Annotated in this window: 32 protein-coding genes, 1 tRNA gene and 3 pseudogenes; 5 read left to right on the forward strand and 31 right to left on the reverse strand. The window is 42.2% G+C overall.

Translation table 11 applies throughout. The features are described from left to right. Positions 1 to 20: 20 nt before the first annotated feature. From RI501_RS13155 to RI501_RS13285, 27 genes and pseudogenes are all read right to left on the reverse strand, one after another. Positions 21 to 1,253: a phage major capsid protein gene (locus tag RI501_RS13155; protein ID WP_313823489.1), complete on the reverse strand. Its 1,233-nt coding sequence runs from the start codon at positions 1,251 to 1,253 to the stop codon at positions 21 to 23. Further along, positions 1,253 to 1,972, reverse strand: coding sequence for a head maturation protease, ClpP-related (locus RI501_RS13160; RefSeq protein WP_396442540.1), 720 nt, complete (start codon positions 1,970 to 1,972; stop codon positions 1,253 to 1,255). Before RI501_RS13160 ends, RI501_RS13155 begins: the two co-directional genes overlap by 1 nt. Further along, positions 1,950 to 3,131 carry a phage portal protein gene (locus RI501_RS13165; RefSeq protein ID WP_313823494.1) on the reverse strand — a complete coding sequence of 394 codons (1,182 nt, stop codon included), beginning with the start codon at positions 3,129 to 3,131 and terminating at the stop codon, positions 1,950 to 1,952. Before RI501_RS13165 ends, RI501_RS13160 begins: the two co-directional genes overlap by 23 nt. A 2-nt stretch (positions 3,132 to 3,133) precedes the next feature. Next, on the reverse strand, positions 3,134 to 3,331 hold the full coding sequence (locus RI501_RS13170) for a DUF1056 family protein (protein ID WP_270320916.1): 198 nt from the start codon (positions 3,329 to 3,331) through the stop codon (positions 3,134 to 3,136). Continuing rightward, positions 3,321 to 5,228 (reverse strand): annotated as a pseudogene (locus RI501_RS13175) (terminase large subunit). The gene RI501_RS13170 and the pseudogene RI501_RS13175 overlap by 11 nt, the downstream one beginning before the upstream one ends. Positions 5,229 to 5,273: 45 nt before the next feature. After that, positions 5,274 to 5,732: a phage terminase small subunit P27 family gene (locus tag RI501_RS13180; protein ID WP_313823501.1), complete on the reverse strand. Its 459-nt coding sequence runs from the start codon at positions 5,730 to 5,732 to the stop codon at positions 5,274 to 5,276. Positions 5,733 to 6,000: 268 nt separating this feature from the next. Next, on the reverse strand, positions 6,001 to 6,516 hold the full coding sequence (locus RI501_RS13185) for an HNH endonuclease (RefSeq protein WP_313823503.1): 516 nt from the start codon (positions 6,514 to 6,516) through the stop codon (positions 6,001 to 6,003). Continuing rightward, positions 6,494 to 6,661, reverse strand: coding sequence for a hypothetical protein (locus RI501_RS13190; RefSeq protein ID WP_313823505.1), 168 nt, complete (start codon positions 6,659 to 6,661; stop codon positions 6,494 to 6,496). The genes RI501_RS13185 and RI501_RS13190 overlap by 23 nt, the downstream gene beginning before the upstream one ends. Before the next feature lie 389 nt (positions 6,662 to 7,050). Beyond that, positions 7,051 to 7,108: transfer RNA gene (locus tag RI501_RS13195), tRNA-Ser, on the reverse strand. A gap of 81 nt (positions 7,109 to 7,189) precedes the next feature. Next, positions 7,190 to 7,657, reverse strand: coding sequence for an ArpU family phage packaging/lysis transcriptional regulator (locus RI501_RS13200; protein WP_313823507.1), 468 nt, complete (start codon positions 7,655 to 7,657; stop codon positions 7,190 to 7,192). A gap of 96 nt (positions 7,658 to 7,753) precedes the next feature. Next, complete coding sequence (locus tag RI501_RS13205) at positions 7,754 to 7,969, reverse strand: hypothetical protein (RefSeq protein ID WP_313823508.1); 216 nt, start codon at positions 7,967 to 7,969, stop codon at positions 7,754 to 7,756. Between the two features lie 8 nt (positions 7,970 to 7,977). Beyond that, complete coding sequence (locus tag RI501_RS13210; RefSeq protein ID WP_313823510.1) at positions 7,978 to 8,175, reverse strand: hypothetical protein; 198 nt, start codon at positions 8,173 to 8,175, stop codon at positions 7,978 to 7,980. A 207-nt stretch (positions 8,176 to 8,382) separates the two neighbouring features. Further along, positions 8,383 to 8,802 (reverse strand): hypothetical protein, encoded by a 420-nt coding sequence (locus RI501_RS13215; protein WP_313823512.1) that lies wholly within the window; start codon positions 8,800 to 8,802, stop codon positions 8,383 to 8,385. A 170-nt stretch (positions 8,803 to 8,972) separates the two neighbouring features. Beyond that, on the reverse strand, positions 8,973 to 9,743 hold the full coding sequence (locus tag RI501_RS13220; protein WP_313823514.1) for an ATP-binding protein: 771 nt from the start codon (positions 9,741 to 9,743) through the stop codon (positions 8,973 to 8,975). A 1-nt stretch (position 9,744) separates the two neighbouring features. Continuing rightward, positions 9,745 to 10,497, reverse strand: a complete 753-nt coding sequence (locus RI501_RS13225; protein WP_313823555.1) for a hypothetical protein — start codon at positions 10,495 to 10,497, stop codon at positions 9,745 to 9,747. Then, positions 10,478 to 11,194, reverse strand: a complete 717-nt coding sequence (locus tag RI501_RS13230; RefSeq protein ID WP_313823516.1) for a putative HNHc nuclease — start codon at positions 11,192 to 11,194, stop codon at positions 10,478 to 10,480. The genes RI501_RS13225 and RI501_RS13230 overlap by 20 nt, the downstream gene beginning before the upstream one ends. Positions 11,195 to 11,203: 9 nt before the next feature. Beyond that, entirely contained in the window at positions 11,204 to 11,761 is a 558-nt protein-coding gene (locus RI501_RS13235; RefSeq protein WP_168868688.1) for an HNH endonuclease, read from the reverse strand. A 10-nt stretch (positions 11,762 to 11,771) separates the two neighbouring features. After that, entirely contained in the window at positions 11,772 to 12,203 is a 432-nt protein-coding gene (gene ssb, locus RI501_RS13240; protein WP_313823520.1) for a single-stranded DNA-binding protein, read from the reverse strand. Continuing rightward, positions 12,196 to 12,837, reverse strand: a complete 642-nt coding sequence (locus RI501_RS13245) for a hypothetical protein (protein ID WP_193134606.1) — start codon at positions 12,835 to 12,837, stop codon at positions 12,196 to 12,198. The genes ssb and RI501_RS13245 overlap by 8 nt, the downstream gene beginning before the upstream one ends. A gap of 63 nt (positions 12,838 to 12,900) precedes the next feature. Continuing rightward, the gene (locus RI501_RS13250) at positions 12,901 to 13,584 is read right to left on the reverse strand and encodes an ERF family protein (RefSeq protein WP_313823524.1); all 684 of its coding nucleotides are present in this window, start codon (positions 13,582 to 13,584) and stop codon (positions 12,901 to 12,903) included. 9 nt (positions 13,585 to 13,593) lie between these two features. Then, a complete protein-coding gene (locus RI501_RS13255) occupies positions 13,594 to 14,079 on the reverse strand; it encodes a siphovirus Gp157 family protein (protein ID WP_301688335.1) in 486 nt (161 codons plus the stop codon). 2 nt (positions 14,080 to 14,081) lie between these two features. Then, entirely contained in the window at positions 14,082 to 14,336 is a 255-nt protein-coding gene (locus RI501_RS13260; protein WP_313823532.1) for a hypothetical protein, read from the reverse strand. Between the two features lie 103 nt (positions 14,337 to 14,439). Further along, a complete protein-coding gene (locus RI501_RS13265; protein ID WP_168868694.1) occupies positions 14,440 to 14,613 on the reverse strand; it encodes a hypothetical protein in 174 nt (57 codons plus the stop codon). Between the two features lie 13 nt (positions 14,614 to 14,626). Continuing rightward, positions 14,627 to 14,824 (reverse strand): hypothetical protein, encoded by a 198-nt coding sequence (locus RI501_RS13270; RefSeq protein ID WP_057878592.1) that lies wholly within the window; start codon positions 14,822 to 14,824, stop codon positions 14,627 to 14,629. Between the two features lie 12 nt (positions 14,825 to 14,836). Further along, on the reverse strand, positions 14,837 to 15,592 hold the full coding sequence (locus tag RI501_RS13275) for a Rha family transcriptional regulator (RefSeq protein ID WP_313823535.1): 756 nt from the start codon (positions 15,590 to 15,592) through the stop codon (positions 14,837 to 14,839). Next, entirely contained in the window at positions 15,546 to 15,854 is a 309-nt protein-coding gene (locus tag RI501_RS13280) for a helix-turn-helix transcriptional regulator (protein ID WP_313823537.1), read from the reverse strand. Before RI501_RS13280 ends, RI501_RS13275 begins: the two co-directional genes overlap by 47 nt. A 30-nt stretch (positions 15,855 to 15,884) precedes the next feature. Further along, on the reverse strand, positions 15,885 to 16,883 hold the full coding sequence (locus RI501_RS13285; RefSeq protein WP_313823539.1) for an IS30 family transposase: 999 nt from the start codon (positions 16,881 to 16,883) through the stop codon (positions 15,885 to 15,887). Positions 16,884 to 17,123: 240 nt separating this feature from the next. Between RI501_RS13285 and RI501_RS13290 the strand changes: the two genes are divergently transcribed. Together RI501_RS13290 and RI501_RS13295 are read left to right on the forward strand one after the other, a co-directional pair. Further along, positions 17,124 to 17,840 (forward strand): XRE family transcriptional regulator, encoded by a 717-nt coding sequence (locus tag RI501_RS13290; RefSeq protein WP_313823541.1) that lies wholly within the window; start codon positions 17,124 to 17,126, stop codon positions 17,838 to 17,840. 126 nt (positions 17,841 to 17,966) lie between these two features. After that, positions 17,967 to 18,278 carry a hypothetical protein gene (locus RI501_RS13295; protein WP_313823543.1) on the forward strand — a complete coding sequence of 104 codons (312 nt, stop codon included), beginning with the start codon at positions 17,967 to 17,969 and terminating at the stop codon, positions 18,276 to 18,278. A gap of 167 nt (positions 18,279 to 18,445) precedes the next feature. Here RI501_RS13295 and RI501_RS13300 read toward each other — a convergent pair whose 3' ends face one another. Further along, on the reverse strand, positions 18,446 to 19,933 hold the full coding sequence (locus tag RI501_RS13300; protein WP_313823545.1) for a hypothetical protein: 1,488 nt from the start codon (positions 19,931 to 19,933) through the stop codon (positions 18,446 to 18,448). Between the two features lie 473 nt (positions 19,934 to 20,406). On the opposite strand from RI501_RS13300, the pseudogene RI501_RS13305 reads away from it, so the two are divergent. Continuing rightward, positions 20,407 to 20,517: pseudogene (locus RI501_RS13305) on the forward strand (zinc ribbon domain-containing protein); the annotation flags it as partial. Positions 20,518 to 20,866: 349 nt separating this feature from the next. Here the strand turns inward: RI501_RS13305 and RI501_RS13310 are convergent. Next, positions 20,867 to 21,145, reverse strand: coding sequence for a BRCT domain-containing protein (locus RI501_RS13310; protein WP_313823547.1), 279 nt, complete (start codon positions 21,143 to 21,145; stop codon positions 20,867 to 20,869). 866 nt (positions 21,146 to 22,011) lie between these two features. Here RI501_RS13310 and RI501_RS13315 point away from each other — a divergent pair. Both RI501_RS13315 and RI501_RS13320 read left to right on the forward strand, forming a co-directional pair. Next, complete coding sequence (locus RI501_RS13315) at positions 22,012 to 22,812, forward strand: ParA family protein (protein WP_313823549.1); 801 nt, start codon at positions 22,012 to 22,014, stop codon at positions 22,810 to 22,812. A 1-nt stretch (position 22,813) separates the two neighbouring features. Beyond that, positions 22,814 to 23,173, forward strand: a complete 360-nt coding sequence (locus tag RI501_RS13320) for a DUF5388 domain-containing protein (protein ID WP_313823551.1) — start codon at positions 22,814 to 22,816, stop codon at positions 23,171 to 23,173. 180 nt (positions 23,174 to 23,353) lie between these two features. On the opposite strand, the gene RI501_RS13325 is transcribed toward RI501_RS13320, so the two are convergent. Together RI501_RS13325 and RI501_RS13330 are read right to left on the reverse strand one after the other, a co-directional pair. Further along, entirely contained in the window at positions 23,354 to 23,590 is a 237-nt protein-coding gene (locus RI501_RS13325; RefSeq protein WP_258115740.1) for a hemolysin XhlA family protein, read from the reverse strand. A 32-nt stretch (positions 23,591 to 23,622) separates the two neighbouring features. Continuing rightward, positions 23,623 to 24,234, reverse strand: a pseudogene (locus RI501_RS13330) (hypothetical protein); the annotation flags it as partial.

Raw genomic sequence — 24,234 nt, forward strand, 5'->3', positions numbered from 1 at the left:
AGCCGCCTCCTTACTAATTACTATTTACCAGGTGTGGTTGTAGAACCTGCTGCAAAGTTCGCTGGTTGGTCAGCAATCGCCGCAAATGAACCAGCAACAAAAGCTTCGGTATCCGTTGGTTCCACATCAAACCGGTCAATCACACGAATCTTAGTTTGGTCCTTTTCAAAGGCACCACCGCCAATATTGGTAGTCAATAAGGAAGTACTTTCTCGGTCAAACAAAGTTACTGCTTGCGACAAATCGCCATAATAAAGTGGATAAGCCGTTGCTGACGTAGCTTTAACGTTAGGCAACCACTTGTCAGCTACCTCTACAACCCGCTTGCCACGGATTAAATACCGATCAGGTTGTGTTGGATCGGGTTGCAATAGGTAACGCCCCATTGCGTCCTTAACTTCTGACAGCACGTTAAACCCGGACGTGTTCGTCATTAAGAACGACGTAGACTTGATAGCGGGATCAACAGCCGTGTTGATCATCGTAATGATGTCATCAAACTTAGCTAAGGTCGGCTTCTTTGGCGCCTTGTTCATCGCCGCAATGATTTTAGCATTGCGAGTAACAACAACCTTCTTAGCAATCCATTGAGACAGCCAAGCCAAAATGTTGTCAGCTGTATCCTTTAGTAACGAATTAGTGGCAGTGGTAATGCCAGCATACCGATGGATCGTATATTTGATAATGGATAGCTTAGGATCATCATTATCACCAATGGTAGCCGTTTCATCATCTAAATCAGCTAAAGCTGTCACGTCAGTCCACTTTTCGTAAACTCGTGACCCGGTTTGAGTTGTAACAGCTTCTCGATTAACATACTGTTGTAATGAATCGTATTGGCGAACCAGCGTATTAATTGCCGTTTGAATATCTTGAGGAATAGTTAAGCCAATCGCATTGCCACCTTCGTCGGTAGAAGAAGTTACCAAGTTCATAACTTTGGGGTCACCCTTAATCATGCCTTGGAAGTTCTTAATGAACTCAGCTTTGATGTCTTTTTCATTATCATCAAGTGGGGTCTTATTCTTGTCATCCATATTGGCAATTTCTTGCGCCTTACGTTCTTCTTCAAGTTGTGTGTGTAAGGCGTCACGACGAGCAACTGCATTATCACGTTCTGCAGTCATGTTTTCGAATTCTTCTTTGTTAAATTTATCATCTAAAACGGCAGCATTAAGCTTGTCATTCAGATCCGATACCTTTTGCCCTTGGGCAATCCAGGCATCGTTTAAGTCATTAATATTCGTAGCCATTAGTTGGCCTCCTCTTTATTTTTCCCCATCAAAATAGCCAACTTACTTTGCATTAACGCATTAGCAGGTTGGCTTTCTTTAGGTTGTGTAGGTTTGGGTTGTGACTTGGAAATAAGATTCATGAATTTGTTGATTGCTGCCTTAGAAGGAATCTCTGAAACTGAGTTGGTAAATTGAGGCTGCTTATCATCGACAAACATTATCTCATCAGCAAACCCTTTATCCACTGCATCTTGTGCCGTCATCCAAGTCTCGTTAGCCATTAATTGCAACACATCATCAGCGTCCATGCCAGTCTTAGCAACATACGCCGCAACAATAGACTGATCAATGCTATCTAGTACATTCGATTCATGTGACAGGTCATCCGCGTTTCCTTGGACACCGGACCAAGCCTTATGAATCATAATTTGTGCTGTGGGTGAGATAGAGACTTTGTCGCCAGCCATTGCAATCACACTAGCAGCACTAGCAGCTAAGCCTTGCACATTAACAGCGACATTTCCTTGATAGTTTTTTAGCATCGTGTAGATCTCGCTAGCAGCGAACACGTCGCCACCGTTAGACGCAATGTCAACTTCTACATCGTCATTAGGACCAGCGCTATCTAACACATCAGAAACGCCGGCTGGTGATACCGCTGGCATACCGAAAAATTGATAGAACGCCGCTGTCTCATTGTCGACCACGTCACCTTTAATCATTACCTTCTTCGTTATTTCCACCTCCTTCCGCTGACTGGGTCACAACTTGTTGCGTTGCCGGATTTTTAGCTTCTGGCATATCTGCAGGGAAGTATCCCAATTGTTGCAGTACCCATGTCGCTTGGTTATTAGCAATTGTGCCGTCCTTAGCCAATCCAGATAGTGTCGTGGCAAAGGCATCGCCTAATGGATCGATTGCCGGCCGTAAATTGGCAGTGATAGTCGCGTTCAGCTTGTTGTTCAACTCAGATACAATACATTGCATATAACGGTTGAGTGCATTGGCGTACATGCCTTTGATCTGATCAATATTACTTTGCTGATCACCTTGGCCGTTTAGATAACTGTCTGGAATGCCAAATACTTTGGCAATCTGCTTGCTGGTCCAATCAGTCTGGCTTAGAAGCTTAGTTACATCAGCCTTCATCTCAAGTGGCTTATATTCTTCCAGATCATCAATTACAACTGGGCCGCCATTTGACTTATTGACCTGCCTCATAAAGTTACGTGATCGACTAGCTTTCATTTTTTCACTCAACAGGCCGCCATGCTGAATAGATAGCACACCTGGAGCACTGATAGAACGCGCTAAAGCAGCTAAGGTTAAGTCATTGGAAGCGTCCTTAATCTGCAACTCACTAGTTAGTGATTCTAAGGGGCTAATACCTGTTTGACCGCCGTTAATACCAGTTAACCGAATGTGAATCATGTCGCCCTGTGGTACGTATTGCCGTACACCTAATTGTGTTTCGTCAAACGTCACGGTATAAGTTAGGCCACTTCCGTCTTCCGACAAGTACGTTTCAACTTGACTGGGCCGCAAGTATTCCCAACGCATATCTAACCCGTTGCGATTGCGCCAACGGTACGCGAAACATTCACCGCCTAGCAGTAGCTGGGCAAACATCGATTGCCAGAACGCATGACCATTGGCTGTGCTGCTGGGATTGTTCAATATGCCTTGTGCTCGTGGCATATTGGCACTAAGCTGTACCGTCGCTAAATCACCGGATAATTGACTGACTACCGAATAAATATCAGAATTTTTTAACGCATCTGTTGCACTGACATAATTGCGTTGCCCATTGGGGGTTAAGAAATTAACAATATCGTCATCTTCAACGGGCACACTTTGCACTTGGTTCTTAATCTCAGGTGGCCTGAAAACTGGCATTTTTAATCACCTCCTTTACTCTGGGACGTGTTAATCACTTCTGACAGCCAGCCAATTACAAAAAGTGTCACCGCTACTGCCATGACACCCCAAGGCTTGCCAAATAAAAATGCCCCGTAATCCGCCACAATCAAGGCACTTACGAAGCATATCAAGTCGAAATAGTGCCATATCATGGCAAAAAAGCGTTTAAAAATCATCAATGTCATCTCCTAACAGCCCCGACTCTGGATTGTTAAACCATTCAAGAACTTGTTTTTCATTCATACGTTCCACTTGCTTATCAGGATTGTTCACGTCTGAAAAGTCTTCAAAGTGATACATGGCTTGGAATAAGGCATCAATTAACGCATCAACTACATCAATTTTCAGTGTGGCCTTAGCCTTATCAACCTGAATGCCAATCTTATCTTCATAGATCTCTGCATTCAGTAGCGCCTTTTCCATAATTCGATCATCGAGTCGGTCAACTGACCCTTCAACAAACACCTTTTGTAAAAACTTGGTTGGGTCTTTCAGTTCACTGGTTCGTTGACGAATAGCTTCTAACGGCCAACCAGAATTAAGCTCTAGCTGTTTGATAGCTGGTGTGGCGCCCCAGGCGTCATAGCCAAAAAAGACCACCTCTAACCGGTGACGATCCACGAAGTTAAGCAGCCACTGATAGACTTGTTCATCATTAATTAGCCCTTGCGGGTGACTGCTAATCGTGCAGAAACCTTTTTTAGCTAAATTACGATAGTTGATGCCATCTTGTTTTTCTTTGGCTTCAATCGAGCCGGCTTTCTGCCACGGAATGAAACTATGCTGGTAAATAAACCATCGTGGCTTGCCTGTAGCATCCTGATAGGGAAACACGAATGCCAAAGCGGTATTATCGCTAAACATTGAGTAGTCAAAGCCAATGTAGACTTGACGATCATCAAAGCTAAACGATGGCACAATGGCTTTTTCAACGTCAGGTAATTTGAGAAAGCTGTCCACTGATTGCTCCAGCCAAAGGTTGAGGTTTTTGTTCTGGAAGTCATTAATTGTCCCTGACAACGCGTCAGAATCACGCTTATCTGTCAGCCCGTTCATTAAGACTTCATACTGGCTTGGCAGATCAAGTAAGGGATTACTTTTTACCCAAGTTTCAGGCTTAAACGTCTCGTCTAAACTGTCTTGGGCCCAAATCAGACCTAAGTACGTATCAGCATCACGTGAGTAATCCTGTTCCATGGCTTGCTGAATCATACGTTCATCATCATGGAATGGCACGGTTGGATCGGGATAAGCTGTTGAAATCTGAACGAATTGCTTATTGCGCACCTTAACTTGTCCCGAAACGATTTTAGAAATCTTCTGCCGTGTTTTTACTTCACCAATTTCATCAAAAACAGCAGTCGTAAAGTGAAATGAGTCTAGTTAGTCATATTGACCAGCTTCGTGACTGATTGCTCGCAGTTTGTTGTTGTTACTGCTCATAACAACTTGATCAGATTGAGACGACAATGTACGAGTATCTAATCCACTATCTTGAATTAGCGTTTTAAACGGCTCAATCGTTGCAATCTTTGCCAGCATCGACTTAATGTAGCCCAGAATTTTACTAGTTTGTTTGTAATTAATAGATGAAACTAAGTAATCTTGGTTAGATAGTCCCAATGACTCAATTAAAAAACTATAAGCCGTAATTATAGCCATAAGGTAAGTTTTACCCTGGCCTCTGGAAACTGAAACAATTGCCCGTGAAAAACGCTTGCCGCCGTCATCATTACGCCAGCCAATTAGCATAGCCATAATGAATTTCTGCCACGGCATAAGCTTAGTTGGTTCGCCTGTATCAACGTTCGGACAGATGGAAGCAAATTTAAGTACTTGATCCACTTTCTTAACCGAATAATTAAAAGGGAATTCAACGCTACCTTGCCGTTGTAAGTCTCGAATATGGCGGAAAGCCGCTAACTTAATCAAATAACCAGCAGTTACCTTCTGGTCTAAAACATCTAAGGCGTACTGAGTTCCTGCGTCTGTGTATTCGTCACGAATACTTTTAACATCAATTCCACGGTATGCTCCTAACACATCGTGTGATTGAGTAAGGTCAATATTCATAAGATCACCCCCTTTCACAGAAAATGCTAGTGTTGCTTCACTTTTTTAACCTCCCAAAAATTCTCGCATACGTTCATCAATGCTTCGCTCATCCTTGTGGTCATCTAAGTTTAACTTGAGCAAATCACTACGTGACTTAGGAGATAGTCCCAATTCAGCGCCTAGTTTAGTCAGATTTTTAACCGCTGAATCGTAAATTTGTGTCATAGGATTACGCTTGTAGCCCACGAAGTCTCGACCAATTTTTTTGCCGGTCTGATCTTGTAACGTTTTATAGATTGCTTGGACTTCACCGTTTTCCTGGATATGTTTATACGCATTGCGGTAAATCTCATATTGGGAAGCATATTGTTCCACAAGCCCGCTATCAATGCGTTTAACTGGGGTGTTATCCTCTAAAAAAGGCACTAATCGACGCCAAACGACCTTAGCTTGCCGTCCTAAGTAAGCTGGCGGTGTGCGCGTTAATTGACCGTTGTTGACGTCTTTATCCACTTTTTTCATTTTCTCTGCATCCTTTCATTATTGAGTGACCCCCCCTACCTAAAAATTTTAAAAAAACGTTTGCGTCACAAGATGATGGTTATGTGTGCGCTTTTCTCGGCCGTTAATAGGGGGCGGGGGGTGATTTTTATATAGTTCTCGATACATTACACCTGATTGCTCTATTATTCCTTAGAGCGCAAATTAGGCGTGTTTAACTGGACAGTCAGATAATCAAATGAGTTATCGTTCACCGTAAATTTACAGTCCGAATACACTGTTTCCACATTCATCTCTCCTTATTTATCAATACATTAATGGCACTCACATCGGTAATCTCAGCAACTTGTCTTAACTCGTTACCTTGTCCAGTCCCGTAGTATCGCTGTTCCCAATCAGTCTTTCGCCTATGACACTTACTACAGATGACAGCAAGGTTATCAACGTTTGCTTTGAGTGATTGGTCGTACTCAATGGGTACAATGTGATCAGCAGTCTTAGCAGGTGTGATGACGCCTTGCACTTTGCAGTAAGCACATAAGTAATGGTCACGCTCTAGGACTTGTTTCCTTAGATGTGACCATTGCCTTGTACGGTAGAAGTTGTATTGCTGACGCTTAGTGTCATCACGATTACGTGTGACCGTGTTGTACTTGTGCGTGTAATGCTTATCGTGGCTACGTGCCCAACGCTCTCGACTTGCTAGGTACTCTGCTTCATGCTCATAGTGTTGTTGACAATAGTGATCTGGGAAGTTAACCATGGTATGGCATCCTGGTTGTCTACAGCGTCTTACCCTTGGCATGATCACCACCACCTTTGTGTAAGTTAAAAGCGCCATGCTTATCAGCACGACGCTCACGTTTCTTCTTATCAGCCAACCAGCGCTCTAAGTCATGATAGCAGTGATTTTCTATTGGGCTAACGTAGCCATACTCAGTGTGCCGCATGTAGCCACACTCCCAACACGATGATGAGTAGCACCATCAGCAGGCCGAATATTAAGTTGTCCCGTTGATAGTTTCTCATTGCCATTCCTCCAAACTAAAAGGCCGCCTCGTTTGAGACGACCGTGTATGTGATTGGTGTGGAATCGAACCACACGCGGTAATAAACCTCCTGACGTGGGCAGTCCCCATTAGTGGGGAATTTATTCAGCCACGTTTCAACCACCCGTCGACTTACGCTTTTAGCTTAGCGTATAGAACTCGCATTTTGGGATTGCGCAATACCGTGGTTGCTGACCAATGGTCCCGGTGGGAATCGAACCCAAAACATTTCACAATTATAAGTTGTGCGTACTAGCCTTTATACATTACGGGACCTAACTTAATTGCAATACGTGTAACGGGAGTCGAACCCGTATCTTCTTTGCTCTGCCGTTGAGCTATGCACGTCCATTTCATCAATCGCTTATGGTACCAATTTACACCCAAAAATTGGATGGTGCCTGCAGTCCGACTGCACAAAAGCTGCACTCAAACTGCATCAAAACTGCTTTTTTTAAAAATATGGAGATCATCCAGCATGTAGCAATCGGCAAACTGTAATAGTGCTTTGGGCTTCCAAACGTGGAAATAGCTGGACTCGGAAAATCCTAAGTCCATAAAGCACATAGTATCTGATAGTTCTTGTAGATATAGTTCATCTAAGATATTCTGGCAATCTTTATCACAGTGTTTAATTGCTTGGATTGTCCGTTTGACGACCTCTTCAGCATATAACCGCCGCACAATTCTTAAATCTGTCGCATTACCTGATGGCTGAGACTTTGGCATTCCATCATAACTAGGTGATTTTAAGTCGCTCATTGACTGTCCACTGATACGGACCATCTTGGGCAATACTACGGATAAAAAGCGTGTCACGTTTTGCAAAGTTGCCCCAGCATCTACTTCTGGGAAGAGACTTCCCATATTCATATTGTCAAAATTCAATTCAGTCAACCCTTTCAGCCCCTATCAATGGTATAATTTATGTGTTGACCATTGAGGTAAGAACAAATTGGGTGAGGGCTGTTGGCGGGCAGTCCTTTTTGCTATCTAAAATGGCCGCGTAAGCTCGTGTAGCACGTTAGTAATCTCCACATTGCTCAGCATACCCAAAGCAATGTAAACTTCCTTAGGCACGCTGTGCTCGCTTAATTTGGATTGGAATACAGCTAGTCCCATCAGCACATCATCTTTTGGTACCAATGATTCCAGATAACTAAGCAACATACGCTGGTTACCGTTCATTGCGTCACGTGTTTTATCCATACGTCCTCCTACATGAATACCATCGTCAGCTCATGAATAACTTGGTTGCGTTCCTTCGCTGACAATTTGTTAATCGTGTTGCGCTGGCTATCGCTCAGCTTGGTAAAGTGATTGCCACACCACACTAACGCCTGTGCCACATCGCCACCATAGCTTGCCATACCTTGCAGCACGTATTTTCGATACTCAATCTGTTCGTGTGTCATGCTGTGCCTCCACTCGATACCCGTTTAGCCACGCTCTAAATTTTGGTACCATCATTTCCCCTCCCAATCTCAACATCACTTGGTGCCACCTCGATGTGCCTGTGGCTGCCTTTAACTTTCACCATCGCCGATCGCCTATCACCACGAGTTATCCAGCATATCCATATGGCTGGCTGCTTAACGTGATGGCGTCGATGGTAATACACCTTATCGCCGTGCTTCATTGTCTGCCTCCCGTAGCTTCACTCGCATGCAGCGCACCCAATCTTTGTCGCGACCCATAACACTAGCAATTCCTTTATTGTTAGGCCAATCCATGTGATCGAGATTGTATTTTAGCTGTGTCAATTCATCCGGTGTGGCTTTGTAATCCAATTCGTCACGATTTTTCATTCTGCTACGTAAGTTCCGTATATATTGCAGTGACCTTGACCGTTCTTGTGCAATATATTTGTTGGTGTATCCATGGATAATCAGGTGGCGCAGGATATTATTTTCTGCTGTGTGCTGTTCCTCAAATTCACCGTGGATATTCTTTTTAACATCTTCCGGCCAATTATCTGGATCGTCGCCATAAGTCGCGTAAGCCGCTCTAATTTCAGCCGCCATTTTCTTGTTTGATGACATACGCCTCTACTCCTTTCTTACTAATCGTTTTGCTTCGTTCCTTAGTTCTTCAAATTCACGTTTACGCCGTTCTTTTAAAGCTTCATTACAATTGGGACATGGGCTAGCTGTGACGGTGCTTGCCGTACAGTGGTAAACAACGCCAGTTCCATGACACAATGGGCATTCGCTCATACGTTGCGCACCCCTTTCATGCCGTCAAAAATAATTTGTTGTCCCGGGTTATCTGGATATACGCGATCAATGAACTTTCCTTCATACATCTGTTTTAGCTGTCCCTTGGTATTATTGGTCGTAATGATGGTGATACCCTTAGCGGTGTTGTGATTAAAATCAACTCTAGCGTTAGATACCCGATACATGATGTCTTGCAGATCCTTGTGCACCGGTTTAATGTTGCCGGTCATACCGCCTTCTGTGCCAAAATCATCTAGTACCAGTACATCAACCTCAATCATTGAACGCGTTATATTGAGTAGTTTGGAACGAATTGAAGTGTCCTCATATTTATCATTAACCATTCTTAACAGTTCGGCAGTTGATACAAACATGCCACTATGACCATGGCTCATCAGGTGGTCCAACATAGCTAGTGCTAAAGATGTTTTACCAACGCCACGATCACCCATCATAACCACATTGAAGTTTTTGTTTTCTAATTGCTTAGCCAACACGAATGCCTTCTTGCCTAGTGACTTAGCTAAGTGTGGATTGTCCTGCTTAGCAATATCCCAGTTGCCAAACGAAAACTTGAGCGGTATGTTGCCGGACCAGACCGAGTAGCTATAGTACCGGGCCATTTTGTCCCGTTTCAATTGTTTAGTTGCTTGTTCGGCCGTCTTGCGATCTAGTTCTTCTTTAGTTGGCAAGTGGTTCAGGTCAACATGATGGGCATTGGCTAGTTGTTGAATATATCTCTTGTCAAAAGTAACGTGCTCCATATTAACCTCCCGTCCAATACTCGCGGCCCTCATGTTTTGGTTCAGTCGATACTTGATACTCATCATCAAACCGGCCATTGAACCATGTAGATCCATCCATAGGGCGGTACCAATCTTTATTTTGAGAAATATACTGCTTGTACAGTTTTAACTGGTTGAAAAGATAATCGTTGGAATGCTTTGCTGACTTTTTACGCCAATATTTGTAATGGTTAAACGCTTGCTTTTTTCCCTTTTTGTTGGGATAAGCTGACCAAACTTCCTCAAAGTCAGACTCAATTGAGGAAGGTGCAGCGACAGCTGCACTATTCTCTTTTGTAGTCTCTGTAGTAGTCTCTGGTAGTCTATTGGTATTGGTTATGACTCCGGGTCCCTTTGAATTAGGATTGTCAGTCCTATTGGTAGGAACTGTGCGTCCCCACGTTGCTCCCAAACTGTCTAATGCTTCATAATTAATTCGATACCATTTTGTACGATCAAATTTGGCCTTATTATAATTCCCGGTAATTAGCAATCCGTGGTTCTCTAAATCCTTCAAATATCGTTGAACCGTTTTTTCAGATAGCCATGGAAATTGCTTATGCCACTCCGAAACACTGTTATATACCCATTTATAATTATCTTTCACATTGCTAGAGCGAGTAATCCAATAATGTATTTGCTGAAGAATGATTGCTTTGTCCACGCTATTTAATGCGATTGCTAATGACGGTAAAACCTGTAACGGTGGCTCACTAATTAATAGATTTCCCATTTGTTTCACCTCGGTAATTTCCTCTAACTCCAATTTTTCTCAACGTTTCTTCGTCCAACTTTATCCCAGTAACTGGAATGTGATACTTCTCGCCAAACGCTGTCGGACCGATCTTGTGCCATTCTGTATGATGCTCTCCGCACAAACAGTTAACTCGTAGTTGCGTATGGTCAAGATGATTCCGATCACGGCCAGACCCAACTGCATCAACGTGATTAATATCCGAATGTTCACGGCCACACACCATGCACCGACGATGCCGGCAACACTGATATTGGTAATACTCTTGCTCTCTCGGTAGCAATTCATAGCCTTGTTTGAACGGTACACGCCACGTAAACATAAAGTCGATAACTAGGTCGAGTAACACGTTAGCGTCGCTCACAGACGATTCTGTCGTGTCTGACAGGCTAATCTCATTACCGTTGGTATACTCACGATATTGGCCATAAAACATTGCTTTTAGGAAGTCTTGTGGCACCACGAAGTAATCAGCAATATCATTTAGCAGGGCAAAGAATAGACGCCGTTGTTGCGGTCTAGCTTTGCGTGTGTCGGCTAGTTCCCAATCCAGGTAAAGTTGGTCACGTGAACCGCTAACGGTCTCGATATGGTCTAAATTAGGCTGGTGGTCAAGCTCGACTAGCAAGTATGACTTGCCATTACGTTCAAAGTATTTTGATCGTGACCGCTGCATTTAATCACCTCAATCCTTTATAAGGATTTTGTATTCACCAAAATTCATGATTCCTCGACTGACAAGTCCTGAAACAAAACCGTGACTCATTTTTAAAAACTTGCTGGCTTCAGCCATGCTATAAAATGTATGATGCTTATGATCATACGTGCTTATTAACTCTACACGTTTACAATGCTTGTTAAGACCGGTTCTGAATGCGTGTATTTGATTTTCCTTATAGGTACACCATTCTAAATTTTCTGGACGGTTGTTTTCAGAATTTCCGTCAATATGATTAATGCAGGGCTTATTTTGTGGGTTCGGTATAAATGATATAGCAATTAAGCGATGAACCAGTTTTGTTTGGTGTGAGCCATTTTTCCATAGTTCGACACGTAAATCATAATGTGTGCTGCTTTGCCTTTTCTCACGTTTAGGTATAATTTGACGCCTTTTCCAAACTCGCTTTTGCCGTTTTCCGTGTATATTCCTAAATGTCGTTTTACCTTCACATGTCCAAATCGTGCCATTACTACTTGCTTCATAAAGATTTTCATACCCCGGAATTTGTCTATATTCACTCATTTAAATTCTCCTAAAACGGTAACGAACTATCTTGAATATCAATGGGCTTGCCGTTATTAGCAAACGGATCACTCGTATTGTTCTGCGGCCGTTTGTTTTGATAACTACCGTTACCAGTAGAGTTTTTTGGTTCCAAGAACGAGAAGTTCTCAACAATAACTTCTGTGACGTATACGCGTTGGCCTTGCTTATTTTCATAGTTGCGTGTTTGAATACGTCCTTCTAGTCCAACTAGTGACCCTTTGTGGGTGAAGTTAGCGAAGGCCTCTGCAGCTTTTCTCCAGATGACGAAATTAATCCAATCAACCTCACGTTCGCCATTTTTTGTTTGGAACCGTCTACTAACTGCCAAAGTTCCCGAAGCAACAGCTAAACCACTTTCGGTGTATTTTAATTCCACATCTTTTCCAAGCCTACCTATCAGTGTTACGTTATTAAGCATGTTTTCTTTCCCCCTCTGGAGTTGTTAATGCCTTCAATGGAGTCCATCCCCATCTAACTCTTCCGTAAGCAACGTCATATTTAATTTGAAATATCTCGCACCATTCCGAAAAGGTTCGTGTTGCCTGGCCAATTACAACCCATTTACTGTTCGTTTTATTTCTGCTTTGTTCTAGAATCGTTGCCCATCGACAATTTTCAGGGGAGTATCCCTTGTCAACATCAACTCTGTCTATTGTCAATTTATCCGAATATCCATTTTTTACAGACCAAGTCTGAAATTCGATAAAATCGTCCTTCCATTCATCACAAACAGAAATTCCTCTGCCACCATAATTACCAAACGAACTATTGTGTAAGTCTTGGCATCTTGATTTCATTCCCAGCCAAATGGCATAGAGACGTTTATCTTTGTATGCATATTTTTTAAAACGAATTGACGTTGTCTCTTTACGTAGACAACCACAAGATCTAGTTTTACCAGAAGTTAAATCCGTCGTGCTGACATAGCAGTTATTTCCGCAGTCGCAAATACAGTGCCATTTTCCTTTGGTTTGCTTATTTTTATTTCCTGGAATCCACTCAGTTGCAACAAGTCGTCCGAATCTAATTCCCTGTAATTCTTTTTGTTTCAAGGCATTCACCCCCACTATCGCAACTCAATATCTTTTGTTAGTCGTCCGGTCAAAACTACTCGATTAATCATTAGAATTCCTCTTCTCACTTTGTTTTTTTAATTGAGCAATCACTAGGCTGATCAATTGGTTAGCACCATCATGCGTCAAATCTTTGACCTGGCTAACGTTTAATTTTTCCAGATAACCGTTTCTAACAGCTTCAATTGGGGCGCTTGCTGCCTTACTCATTGCCTCAAACAATCCGTTAAGTGTTGTGGCCTGCTGTTTAGTTACAGGCAGTAGTTGACGATTGCTTTGTTGTGTCCCGTAATTCCTATGATCTGGCCGTTGTACCATACGGTTTTTAGGAGCCGCTTTAGTTGCTTGCTGTCCATCGTCATCTTTAGAAGCTGATACGCCGAATGCCGCTGATAAACTATACCGTCGTGCATAAGTTTCAGCAGAGCCGAATGCCTGCGCGTCTTTACGCTGCACTGGCATGCTAAGTGGATTGTAAATAATATACTCCCCACTAGCATCGAACAGCATGGTCGTAATAGAGACACCATTAGGATCGCTGGTCGCCTCCTGCGTATAACCTAACGACTCTGGCAGCGCCCTATCTACTGCAGCGGTTAGGTCTTCCAAAGTTACATAATTCCCATAATGGCTTTTTCCGTCTTTACTTGGCTGTGCTTTGAGTAAATTCTTACGGAATTGTGCCATGCTGGTGGCCAAGTTTTTAATTGATTCGCTTTTTTCCATAACTTCCTCCTACTTAATTCGAATTGACCGTGTCTGTACTAGCTTGGCGCCAGGAACCTCTTCACCATCATTGAGCGCCTGTTTAATGGCCGTTTTATTCAGCTTCTTTTCTATCTCAGTAAATTCACCAGGAATAAGTTTATCGTCCGTCACAGCAACACTAACGGGGTTATTTTGAATCCAAATAGACAGGTCAATATCTTTGATTTTGTCCTTGCCCGCTGTTTCCATTCCGTGTTGTAGTGCTAATTTCAACCGGCTAATATTGTTGGACAACGCACGCTTTCGTTCTTGATCGTGTTTAATTTTATCTGCAAGTTGCTTTTCGTCAGCTACCAGCTGGTTAATAACTTTTCCGTATCCAATTGCTTTGTCAGCGATGCTGTCTTGCAAACTCTCAATCGTGTCAGCAAACAGCTGCTGATCTTCTGGTTTGGCACTGTTGGCTAATTCAACGACATGCAATAAGTTGCCCTCAAGTTCGTATAGATTCATGATTATTCCTCCGTTCGTAGTTGTTCTAATCGCTGATTAGTGCGGTCAATCTTCAGTTCCAAATACCGCTTGTACTTTTCGTCAGTAGCGTGTTCCAGACAATTCCGTAGCTCCGTTGCCAATGTTTCCAGCGCCTCAACGCGAGCGTTATGCTCTAAGATTGCTTGTTCCTCGTCGGTCTGATTAATGCGCGCGACCAAAGGCGTAGCAAATTTCCGGTCATATTCTGCGGTAGTTCCGCCTAAAGCCATTGCCATCGCCCTACTTTCTGAGTAGAATTGTCATAAAATAGTTTTGACAAACGTTTCATCTTTTCGAGTTCTGGCGGCCATGTCAGGGCTCTTTTTTTATGCCATAGAATCATTTGTGATCCTCCTTTTCGTTGTAGGTCAGTCCGAAGAAATCAATTGCCCAGGCCTTCCAGCCGCCCATCTCATGTACCGACTCAGACAGCCAGTATCCGAAGCCGATAAACGACGCCAGGATTGCGGTCCAGACCATGAATTCTCCGACAATGTAGTAGAGCAAATCCATTCTTGTCACCTCCTTATGCTGTCTGTTCATCAAGATGCAGGTACAAGTCACTCATACCCAGCAAATCGCAAGCACTGTACAAAGCTTCTCGATTTACTTCTTGCAGGTCTTCAAAAGATGGTTCATGTCCATCAGTCTTCATATTTTCACGTGGTGACTCGTTGTACGAAATCAAGAAGTCCATTGCTTCCCGAACACTATCAAATTCCATATTGATTCCTCCTTAGTATTCTTCGTTCCAAACTTGATACCGGATGGCAAATTCTTTGACGATTGCTGTGTAAATCTCAATCAGCTTCTTGTCATGAGCAATCACATCAACCTTTGTTGTATTCTTACGCTGAGTTTTTGAAGTCCCTTCCTCAGCCATTCGCCGTCTCAGGTTGGTTAGTCGCGTCTTAAGCGATACCCCACCTCGCCGGTCTACCTCGTCGTAGATGTCGTTGCGAGTCATTTTGTATGATTCGCCGGTGTTACCTTGTTGACGTGCAATCTTACTAATGAGGTGTGAGGTCTCATTCCGCCAGTTCATGGTAGACGTGGCAACAATCTCACTAACGCCATCAATTTTGTTTTCGAGGCGGTGTTGATTGCGTTCGTTATCTGCTAGCTTATCTACAACCCCCTGCATGAATTGAAGCTCGGGAGACAGTGCTGAGGTACGAGACTTAACTTGCTGTTCCATCTCATTGAACGCATCAATGTACTGGAGTTTGAATTGAAGTGCCTTATCACCGGTGAACCCCATTGCTAGTAAAGTGAATCCGTCACGGTTCATGTAATACATTGGATATTGCTTACCACGATTCTCATAAGTTCCTGTGGCAAACATTTCGTTCCCCAATTTTGGGGAACCAGATTGTGCAATCAGTTCTTCAATATCACGTGTAACATGATCATGTCGCTTACCAAATGTTTGTGCTACCTGCAAGCTACTTGTGACTGCTTGCTTGCCTTTCATGATTACTAATTCGTTCATGTGGTTCATTCCTTTCAGGTGTATAACTTAAAGTTGACTCAGGGGCAAAATTAATCATATCAATAGGCACTTGATACAGCTCCGCAAATGCTTTACCGTATCCAGGTGCAATATCGTTAGGATTAGCTTCTAAATGTGATACCCATTGTCGTGATACCTTTTTTCCAAAATAGTGTCCAAACCATTCAGCTACTTGCCTCTGACTAAGGCCGGCGTTAATTCTGGCTGCTTTTAAAGATATTCTAAATTTAGTAGCCTGCATGTCGTTCCTCCTTTCTTGATTGACGAATTGTCAAATCAAGTGTAACTTTTTACCGAAGAAAACTTCAGACGGTGTCTTCCAGCCTAAGACCTTACGGGGTCGATTATTTAAATCCCTGACGAACTTCGCGATATCTTGATCGGTCAGTTCATCAAGGTCAGTTCCTTTGGGAAAATACTCTCGGATGAGACCATTGGTATTTTCGTTGGTCCCACGTTGTTGTGGTGCGTGCGGGTCTGGAAAATAGACTGAGATACCAAGCTCTTTACCGACTTCACGATAACCCGCAAACTCTGTACCTCGGTCTGGTGTAAGCGTACGAACGCGTTTAGGTGTGACTGTATGCAGGAGGTCGATCATCGTTTGGGTCACATTCTTGGCATTCACTTTGGGTACACGCTCAGACAGAAGGTATCGTGACTTACGGTCGACCAGTGACACTAACCCCGAACGCCCGACCTTGCCGCGAACGGTATCGCCTTCCCAATGACCAAAACGAGTCCGATTCTCACATGAGACTGGTCGTTCATGGACTGATGGGACATTATTAAAACGGCCACGTCGTTCGTTGACAGTTCCTTTAACCTTACGAGTTTTCCCACGATGTCGTAACTTTCGAGCGAATCCTCGAGCCCCATGACTTTTACGTTTAACGCCTAAATTATCTCGTTCAATTCCGCGATAAATCGTGTTGTAGCTGATATGCCAATTACTGTTCTCTAAAGATAAACGACCGGCGATTTGCTCGGGTGACCAGTGCCGTTGAAGAATACAGTGAAGGACAAAGTCGCGTAGCTTTAAATTCTCCAGTACCCTGAGGCGACGACTCTTTAATCGGCGCTGTTGATAGTTCTGCTGGGCTTTTACGACGGAATAGGCGCCCCGACCGCCGTTGCGTTTAATTTCTCGTGACACAGTGGCTTTGGAACAACCGATTTGATCGGCAATAACCTGGTAAGTATGGTGTAAAGTTACACCTAACAGTATGCATTCGCGGTCTTTTAAGGTAAGATGTGTATATGGACTCATAGCCTAAGAACTCCTTTAGATGATTGTTATGGTGACTTCATTCTACAGGACTCAGGCTAGGAGTCTATTTTTATTTTCTTACTTGTTGCACTTCAATTGTAAATTCGTCTTACAAATACAAGTATAAGTCAACTTTAAGTTATAGTCAATAACTTTGTATAACTTTTTAAAACTAAAAGTTGATTTTATATAACATTATGTTATACTTTAATCACCGTTATAGATAGGAAGTGATTAACTATGAAACCAGAAAACGAAATTTCAAGTCAAATAAAAGTTCTTCGATCTAAAATGGGCTGGTCTCAATCTCAACTAGCTGATAAATTAGGAGTATCTAAACAATCAGTTTCAAATTGGGAAACAAACCTAAAAACGCCCCGCATGGGAGCACTTCAAAAAATGTCAGATTTATTTGGCGTCAGCATTGGCCAGATAACTGACGGAGATAGGTTTGAAAATAATCTAATTCAGCAAACCGCTCAATTAATGCAAGGATTGCCTTATAGTAAGCAGCAAGAAGTATTTGATTTTGCCAAGAGTCGATTGACACTAAATGTTAATTCTAACATCATTAAGTTCCCTAAAGACGATGACACCCTCGAAATTACGGCCAGTGGTGTCCTCTCTGCTGGTGTGGGTGAGTTCCTTGATGATTCTACTAAGCCATTCACTGTAACCGTGCATAAGCCTGTTCCTAGCGATTATGACTATGCCTTCAAAATAAACGGCCACTCAATGGAGCCTGTTTACCAGGATAAGCAAGTTGTCTTCGTCAAGAAGGAAGACGATTACCGTGATGGTCAGATCATCGCCGCGGTTATGGACGGTTGCGCGTATCTGAAAAAGCTGTCAGTAGTTGATGGTGAGGCTACACTGGTATCATTAAATCCACAATATCCTAATATAAAGGTTGATAAAGAAACCGGCGTCAAAGTATTAGGCGTTGTGTTCTCATAAGTCCCCTACATGGGGACTTATCTTAGCACTTCAAAAGAACATACGTTTGATTAGCCGGGTGGTTGATCATAGGTCCGAGTCCTATGTAATCAGTCGAGTCACAACTTAAATATGGAGGTTGCTATTATGACAACGTTTGAATTAGAAGAATACTTGGAAGCACACAGCCAGATTGTTGATAATTTTCGAGATAAGTATGCTGCGTTCCTAAACGAACAAAACGCAGACCGCCCCACCAATAAAAAGTGGAGTAGTCTGCGCATTAAAAATGAGACCAGCAGTGCTGTCATCAAATTCACTAGCAATATCCAAGCCAAATTGAGTTCAGCCACGAAGCCTCGCCAGAGAAAATCTTATGATGGCTGGGTTGATTATATGGAACGCAATGAAACCATTGATAGCTTGGAAGAGTCCCTAATGGATCTGGAATTTATTTAAAAGGATGTTTTGTATCATCAAAAAATATGCAAATACCATGGATCGCACACTGTTCAGCCAGATGCCTACTGCCGTATTACGTATACAAAATTATATAATCAAGTTGAATATAAAAAAAGCCTGAATTTAAAAATTCAGGCTTTCTTACTATAAATTAATATTTACTATTAACCGAAGACACTAACGCTACCAGTGTTTTGGGTAGTAGAAGCACTACCTTTAACTGGAACTTCCTTAGCATTGTATAAAGCAAATACAGTACCATTAGTAGTGTAAGTACCAGCAAGACCAGAAGTTAACGTGTAGGTGGTGTGATAAAGTTGTGGTGAGAAAGTTTTCCCCTTCGCATATGGCTTAGTATGACCATTAGCATTAACAGCATCAGGAGAGTCAGAAGGAACCACATTACCCTTAGCATTCTTAGCATAAGGAACTGAGGTCAAAGTGTTGGCCTTGTTAATAGTCAAGAAGTTTTGAACGTCAGCAGCGGTGTAGTTAGCACCATTAGCGCCAGAGAAGGCAGCAGTTAACGTTGGGAACTTTACTTGGTAAACCAAATTAGCTTTATCTTTCAAAGTAGCATTAGAAGAGATCAACTTAACTGGTTTTTTAAGACCGTCTTGGTAGTATGCAGCGATGCTTTGAACAGCTTGAGCACCCTTAGTAACCGTTAAGCTAACTGTATCACCGGTCTTTGCAGCATACAAAGCAGCTTTGTTAGCAGCATTGCCTTCTGAGTAAGTATAACCGGTACCCTTTAATAGTGACTTACTCCATTTCTTAGTTGCCTTTTTAACCGCATCATAACCAACAGCAGTACCCTTAGCATTTGCCTTAGCAGTACCAACATTAGTGTTATTAGCGTTGTTTGCAGTCAACTTAGCTAAAGTAGTGGACTTTACAATCGTACCATCAGTAGCAACAAGGTTTACCTTAACATCAGTTGCTTGGTTGTAAATAGCGGAAGCATCAGTCGTAACGGCCTTGCTGTAGATCCAACCATTAACCGTAGGGTTTTGTTGGTCTTCAACGTAGTAGTATAATGAGCCTTCACGAGTCTTAGTTTCAGCCTTAGTGACCTTTAAAGTGTCACCGGCGAAAGGAGTGGTGTTCTTAACAACTTTAGAAGCACCAGACTTGTATTGAGTGTACTTAGGCGCAGTCCAGGTAACATGCTTAGTACCAGGATTAGTGAAACTAACAGTCTTACCAATCATGCTGTCAGTCGTGTTAGCAGTAGTCGTTTCAGCAGAAGTAATCCCGCCGCCGAACGTACCTTTAACCTTACCACCGTAAACATAACCACGGTACTTTTGGTCCATGGTTACAACACGGTAGTATACGGAACCACGGTTAGTAGTCTTAACACCGTAAGCACGGAAGTAGTTAGCGGACTTCTTGGAATCAGCTAAGTCCTTCATGGTTGCCTTAGAAGCAACAACCTTGGCACCCTTAACAGTACCTGGCTTAGTGTAAAGGGCGTGAGTACCATTAGCTTCTACGTTACGCTTAGTAGCGTCAGTAGTCAGCTTGCTGTAAGCACCGGCAGTTGCATAGCTCTTAGCACTTGCAGTAGTGGTAGTAACAGCTGAAAGACCAGCTAAACCTAACACTGCAGCGCCTACATAAATAGACTTTGCGAATGATGAACGCATAGATGAAAACCTCCTAATAATTTCTTTTTAGCAAAAACATTATGTAAATGTCCACAATCATTCTTGCTAACGGCAATTATAGCATACGTTACCAACTATGCCAAAAGAAAACTTTAACAAATTCACGAAAAAGTCATAATCACTAAAATAGTGCACAAAAAAACCCTTCAACAGGTCAGCGGAAGGGAAGAATCATGGAATTCATCTATGCAGGTACAATTATATCTTATATGTAGCAAAAAAGCAATGACGACGAAATGTTTGTAATAAAAAAGGACGCCCTGCTTGAAGGAGCGCCCAATCTTCAAAGAAGGAAAAAACCAACTCTAAAGAAATATCTTAATGTAGACTAACATCTATTTAATATAATGTCAATCAATTCACAATTAGAACACTACAACGGTGGTCGCCCAAGACGTTGATTCATCTCGTCACTAAAGTAACGAGTTTTCTCAACTGGCGCCACTTATAAAAAACTGAACTTAAAAGATCGTGAATGGACTTGCCCACAGTGCAGTAATCACCACATTCGCGATTGGAATGCTGCTAAAAACATTCTCAAAAAAGGCTTGGCAAGTGCTTAACTTGTTTGCCCGTCTGGCAACCTGCGGGCATAAAAGGCTTTGATAATTAGCACGTAAGACCTGCATGCAGGCAATTGCTGTATCTAAGCAAATTGTGGTCGTTGCACCGTTAGGTGCAGTTCTCACAAGCTTCCGACTTTAGTCGGGAGTGGTTGACTGCTTAACATGCTATGGCTGATAATACAATTAGCTATACCAATTTTTACTTTACATAAGGCGGCTTATCCCAAGTAACCCCCTCACTCCCTGATAAAACAACGATCCGTTATTTTGCCTTTGTGAAATTTGACGGGAGAGGAGTGGTCTAGATGAAAAATCCTCAATAAATCAGTAAACTCACTTTGTGAATTTAACCGCCTAAACTCCTAGACCATTGCACCAATCGTGCCTGACACCAGTCCAAAAAATCCCGTTCTGAAATCGTTGGTGTTCCCGTCAATAACTTTTTTGTGACGGGCTCCTCACCTAAAGCCGTCTCAATTAACCCAACCACTAAATAATCTGTCTGTTTCGTAACCCAATTTTGTGGTTTCGCCCCAAAGACTTTCGCCAAACTAAAAGCTTGATCCCGAGTCATGGTAGTTAGACGTCCGGTAAAAGCAATCTCACAATCTCTTAAATCAAGCATTTTAAATCATCAACTTTCTTGATTCTAATGTTGGTTTTGACTTGACGGGTTACGGTTTTCCATTCAGTTTAGAGGGAGTGACGTTTTGAGCGCAGAATTGTTCCCTGGAATCAGCTATTTGGAATAACTGAACCAGAGTACAATTCTGCTACTAAAAGTTTCCCCTTAGTTCGTCGGTCGTTAACGCCCGTCGCTTGTCTGTACAATTGCGGTATTGCTACCACCACTCATTATAAACCTACGTTTTCGGTTTAACCTACTAAAAAACGCCCTAGCAGGCGTTGGTAATACGTATTTTTATTTGTTCGATCACCAACTAATCAGTGGCACCAAGCCGAAGCTTCGTTTTACCACCCGCGCCGTTAATGGTCGCGCTCACCATTCACCACCCAGCCGTACAGATGACCTTGTTGTGGTATAGCCAGACTTATTGAAGTCGCCCTGGCAAACGTGTCCCCTTGGATTTAGACCCCAGCTTGTCCCCTAGGGCTTTAAAAATCGCACCAGCCATGATATAATAGTCAGTAACTTAGATGACTTTTATGTGGCGCTCACCGATTCCAGTCGGTGGGTGTTTTTTTATGTTCTATTTTATGTAACCAATATTACTCGTTGTTTGGTGATAAATCAACATTTCTTTTTATGTATCCTTGTATCCTTGTATCCTTGTATATTCATATCCTTGTATCTAAGTATCCTTGTATCCTTGTATCTAAGTATATTAGGATACTTGCAGTCAATCTTAATTTAACGGCTTTTGAGAAGAAATGTATCCTTGTATCCTTGTATCCAAGTATCTTTGTATGTTATTATCCTTGTATCCAAGTATCCTTGTATATTAGGATACTTAATTGGAGGTCAGTATAATGGGTGAAGTAATTACTTTTGGAAATTTTAAAGGTGGCACCGGTAAAACAACAAATGCCACGCTTACATGCCTGGCACTAGCTCGTGCTGGTAAAAAAACGCTATTAATTGATTTCGATCCTCAAGCAAACGCTACAGATATTTACTTTAAAACCGCGGCTAATTTAGGCCGCGATGATATTAAATTTAATCAAACCTTGCTTGCATCAATCCAAGAAGAGGACTTATCAAGATCGTTGGTTACTTTGGATAAAAACATTGACTTTATTCCATCAAGCGCAGATTTTTCATTGTACCCACGGATTATGGAAAAAAAGTTTAAAAATAATTATAAAGATAGAGTTACATATTTTAGCAAGCTACTTGCTTCACTAAAAGAAAAATATGATTTTGTGGTATTTGATTTGCCACCGACTATTTCCTTAATTTCTGATAGCGCCTTATACGCTTCAGATTGGGTTCTGATTATCCTTCAAACTCAAGAGCACAGTCTTCAGGGTGCCGAATCGTTTCTAAAATATATACAGGAACAGGTAATCGATGAATACGAGGCACCTAGTTTGAATTTACTCGGTATACTTCCTGTGCTATTAAAGAATGGGGCGCCTGTTGATCACAGCACATTAGAAGCAGCAGAAGAAGAATTTGGGAAAGAAAACATGTTAAAAACCCTAATTCGTAATATGGAAAGAATCAAAAGATATTCAATCAGAGGTGTATTTCTAAAAGATCAGTTCGATAAAAAAATAATTAGATTATACGATTCTGTGGCACAAGAAATTATTGAAAGGGCGGACTAGCATGGTGGAACTTTTACACAATCCTAACTCAAATAAAAGCAAAATAATTCCTAGAAAATCGGCGCCCCAGCCTCAAAAAGAAATTTCCATATCTTCTCTAAACGAATCAAACAAAACGAAGTCTAAACAAATAGATGGTGTTACTTTTGATACTACGCTCAGAATTGACAATCATCTAAAAAACTTTATGAAAGCTATGGTAATTTTAGGGTATAGCTCAACTCAACAAAACGGATTAGCCCAATTACAAAAAACTAAAAAAACTTTTTTTGAATCGTTAACTGAGTCTGAACAAAATACGCTTACGACTCAAATACAGACTTTGGAAACCGGCGATGCTAACAAAGTAAAAAGTAAATAATCACGTGCTCTCAGACAACGCGTTCAGCTTTTAGACGTATACTTGTCCGTTTAAATGAAGCAGAATGCACATAAAAAAAGACCATCCAAAGAAGATGTTATGTGGGTATCTTCTTAGACGGTCTTTTTTTATGGATGGAATGTCAGAACGAGATTAATTATAACACTTGGTTATCCGTGGTTACAGAAATTTCTCGATAACGTATATCAGGAGGGTGACTCCAATCCCTGAGATTAGAATGCCAATCAGCCAGTTTTGAATACTGGTCAATCGGTCAATTCGATGAGAACTCTCAATGGATTTTGCCAGAGCTTTATCGGCTTTGTTATCAATCTCATCTACCTGATTGAGTTTGTCCTCAATGTCTTCAACTTTCTGCTTGGTAGCACTCACATCCTTTTGAATGTCAATCAGCATTCGGGTGGTATCCGTTAAGTCTCCATGGGGCATTACTTACCACCCGACTTTCTAACCAGCTTCACGTATTTCTTGTTAGCTGAGATATAGCCAACGCCAGTCTTAATCCGGTACACCTTACCGTACTTGACGGCCTTACCATAAATGGTACTGCCCTTGGAGAAGTGAATACGGCTCTTATTAGCCTTGTCTAGGGCTGGCTTACCATACACGTTAACCTGATTGGTAACCACTTCGTACAGGCCGTTATCAGCCCAGTATGAGGATTTCTTATGGGTTACCTTGGTGACCTTACCTGAAAGCTTACCCCCCGACTTTCTGACCAATTTTACGTAGTCCTTGTTAGCTGAGATATAGCCAACGCCAGTCTTAATTCGGTGCACTTTGCCATACTTGACGGCTTTACCATAGATGGTACTTCCCTTGGAGAAGTGAACACGGCGCCTATTAGCCTTGTCTAGGGCTGGCTTACCATATACATTAACCTTACGGGTAATCACCTCGTACAAGCCGTTATTAGCCCAGTATGAGGCTTTTTTAGACGTTGCCTTGGTAACCTTACCAGACAGCTTACCATCGAAGTCATAACTGCAATCCACACCGTGCCAGTTGTTGGTGTATTGCCAAGCGTTGGCCTTAGCTAC

Origin of the sequence: Levilactobacillus zymae (genome assembly GCF_032190635.1) — a bacterium.
In the GTDB taxonomy this organism is placed as follows: domain Bacteria; phylum Bacillota; class Bacilli; order Lactobacillales; family Lactobacillaceae; genus Levilactobacillus; species Levilactobacillus zymae_A.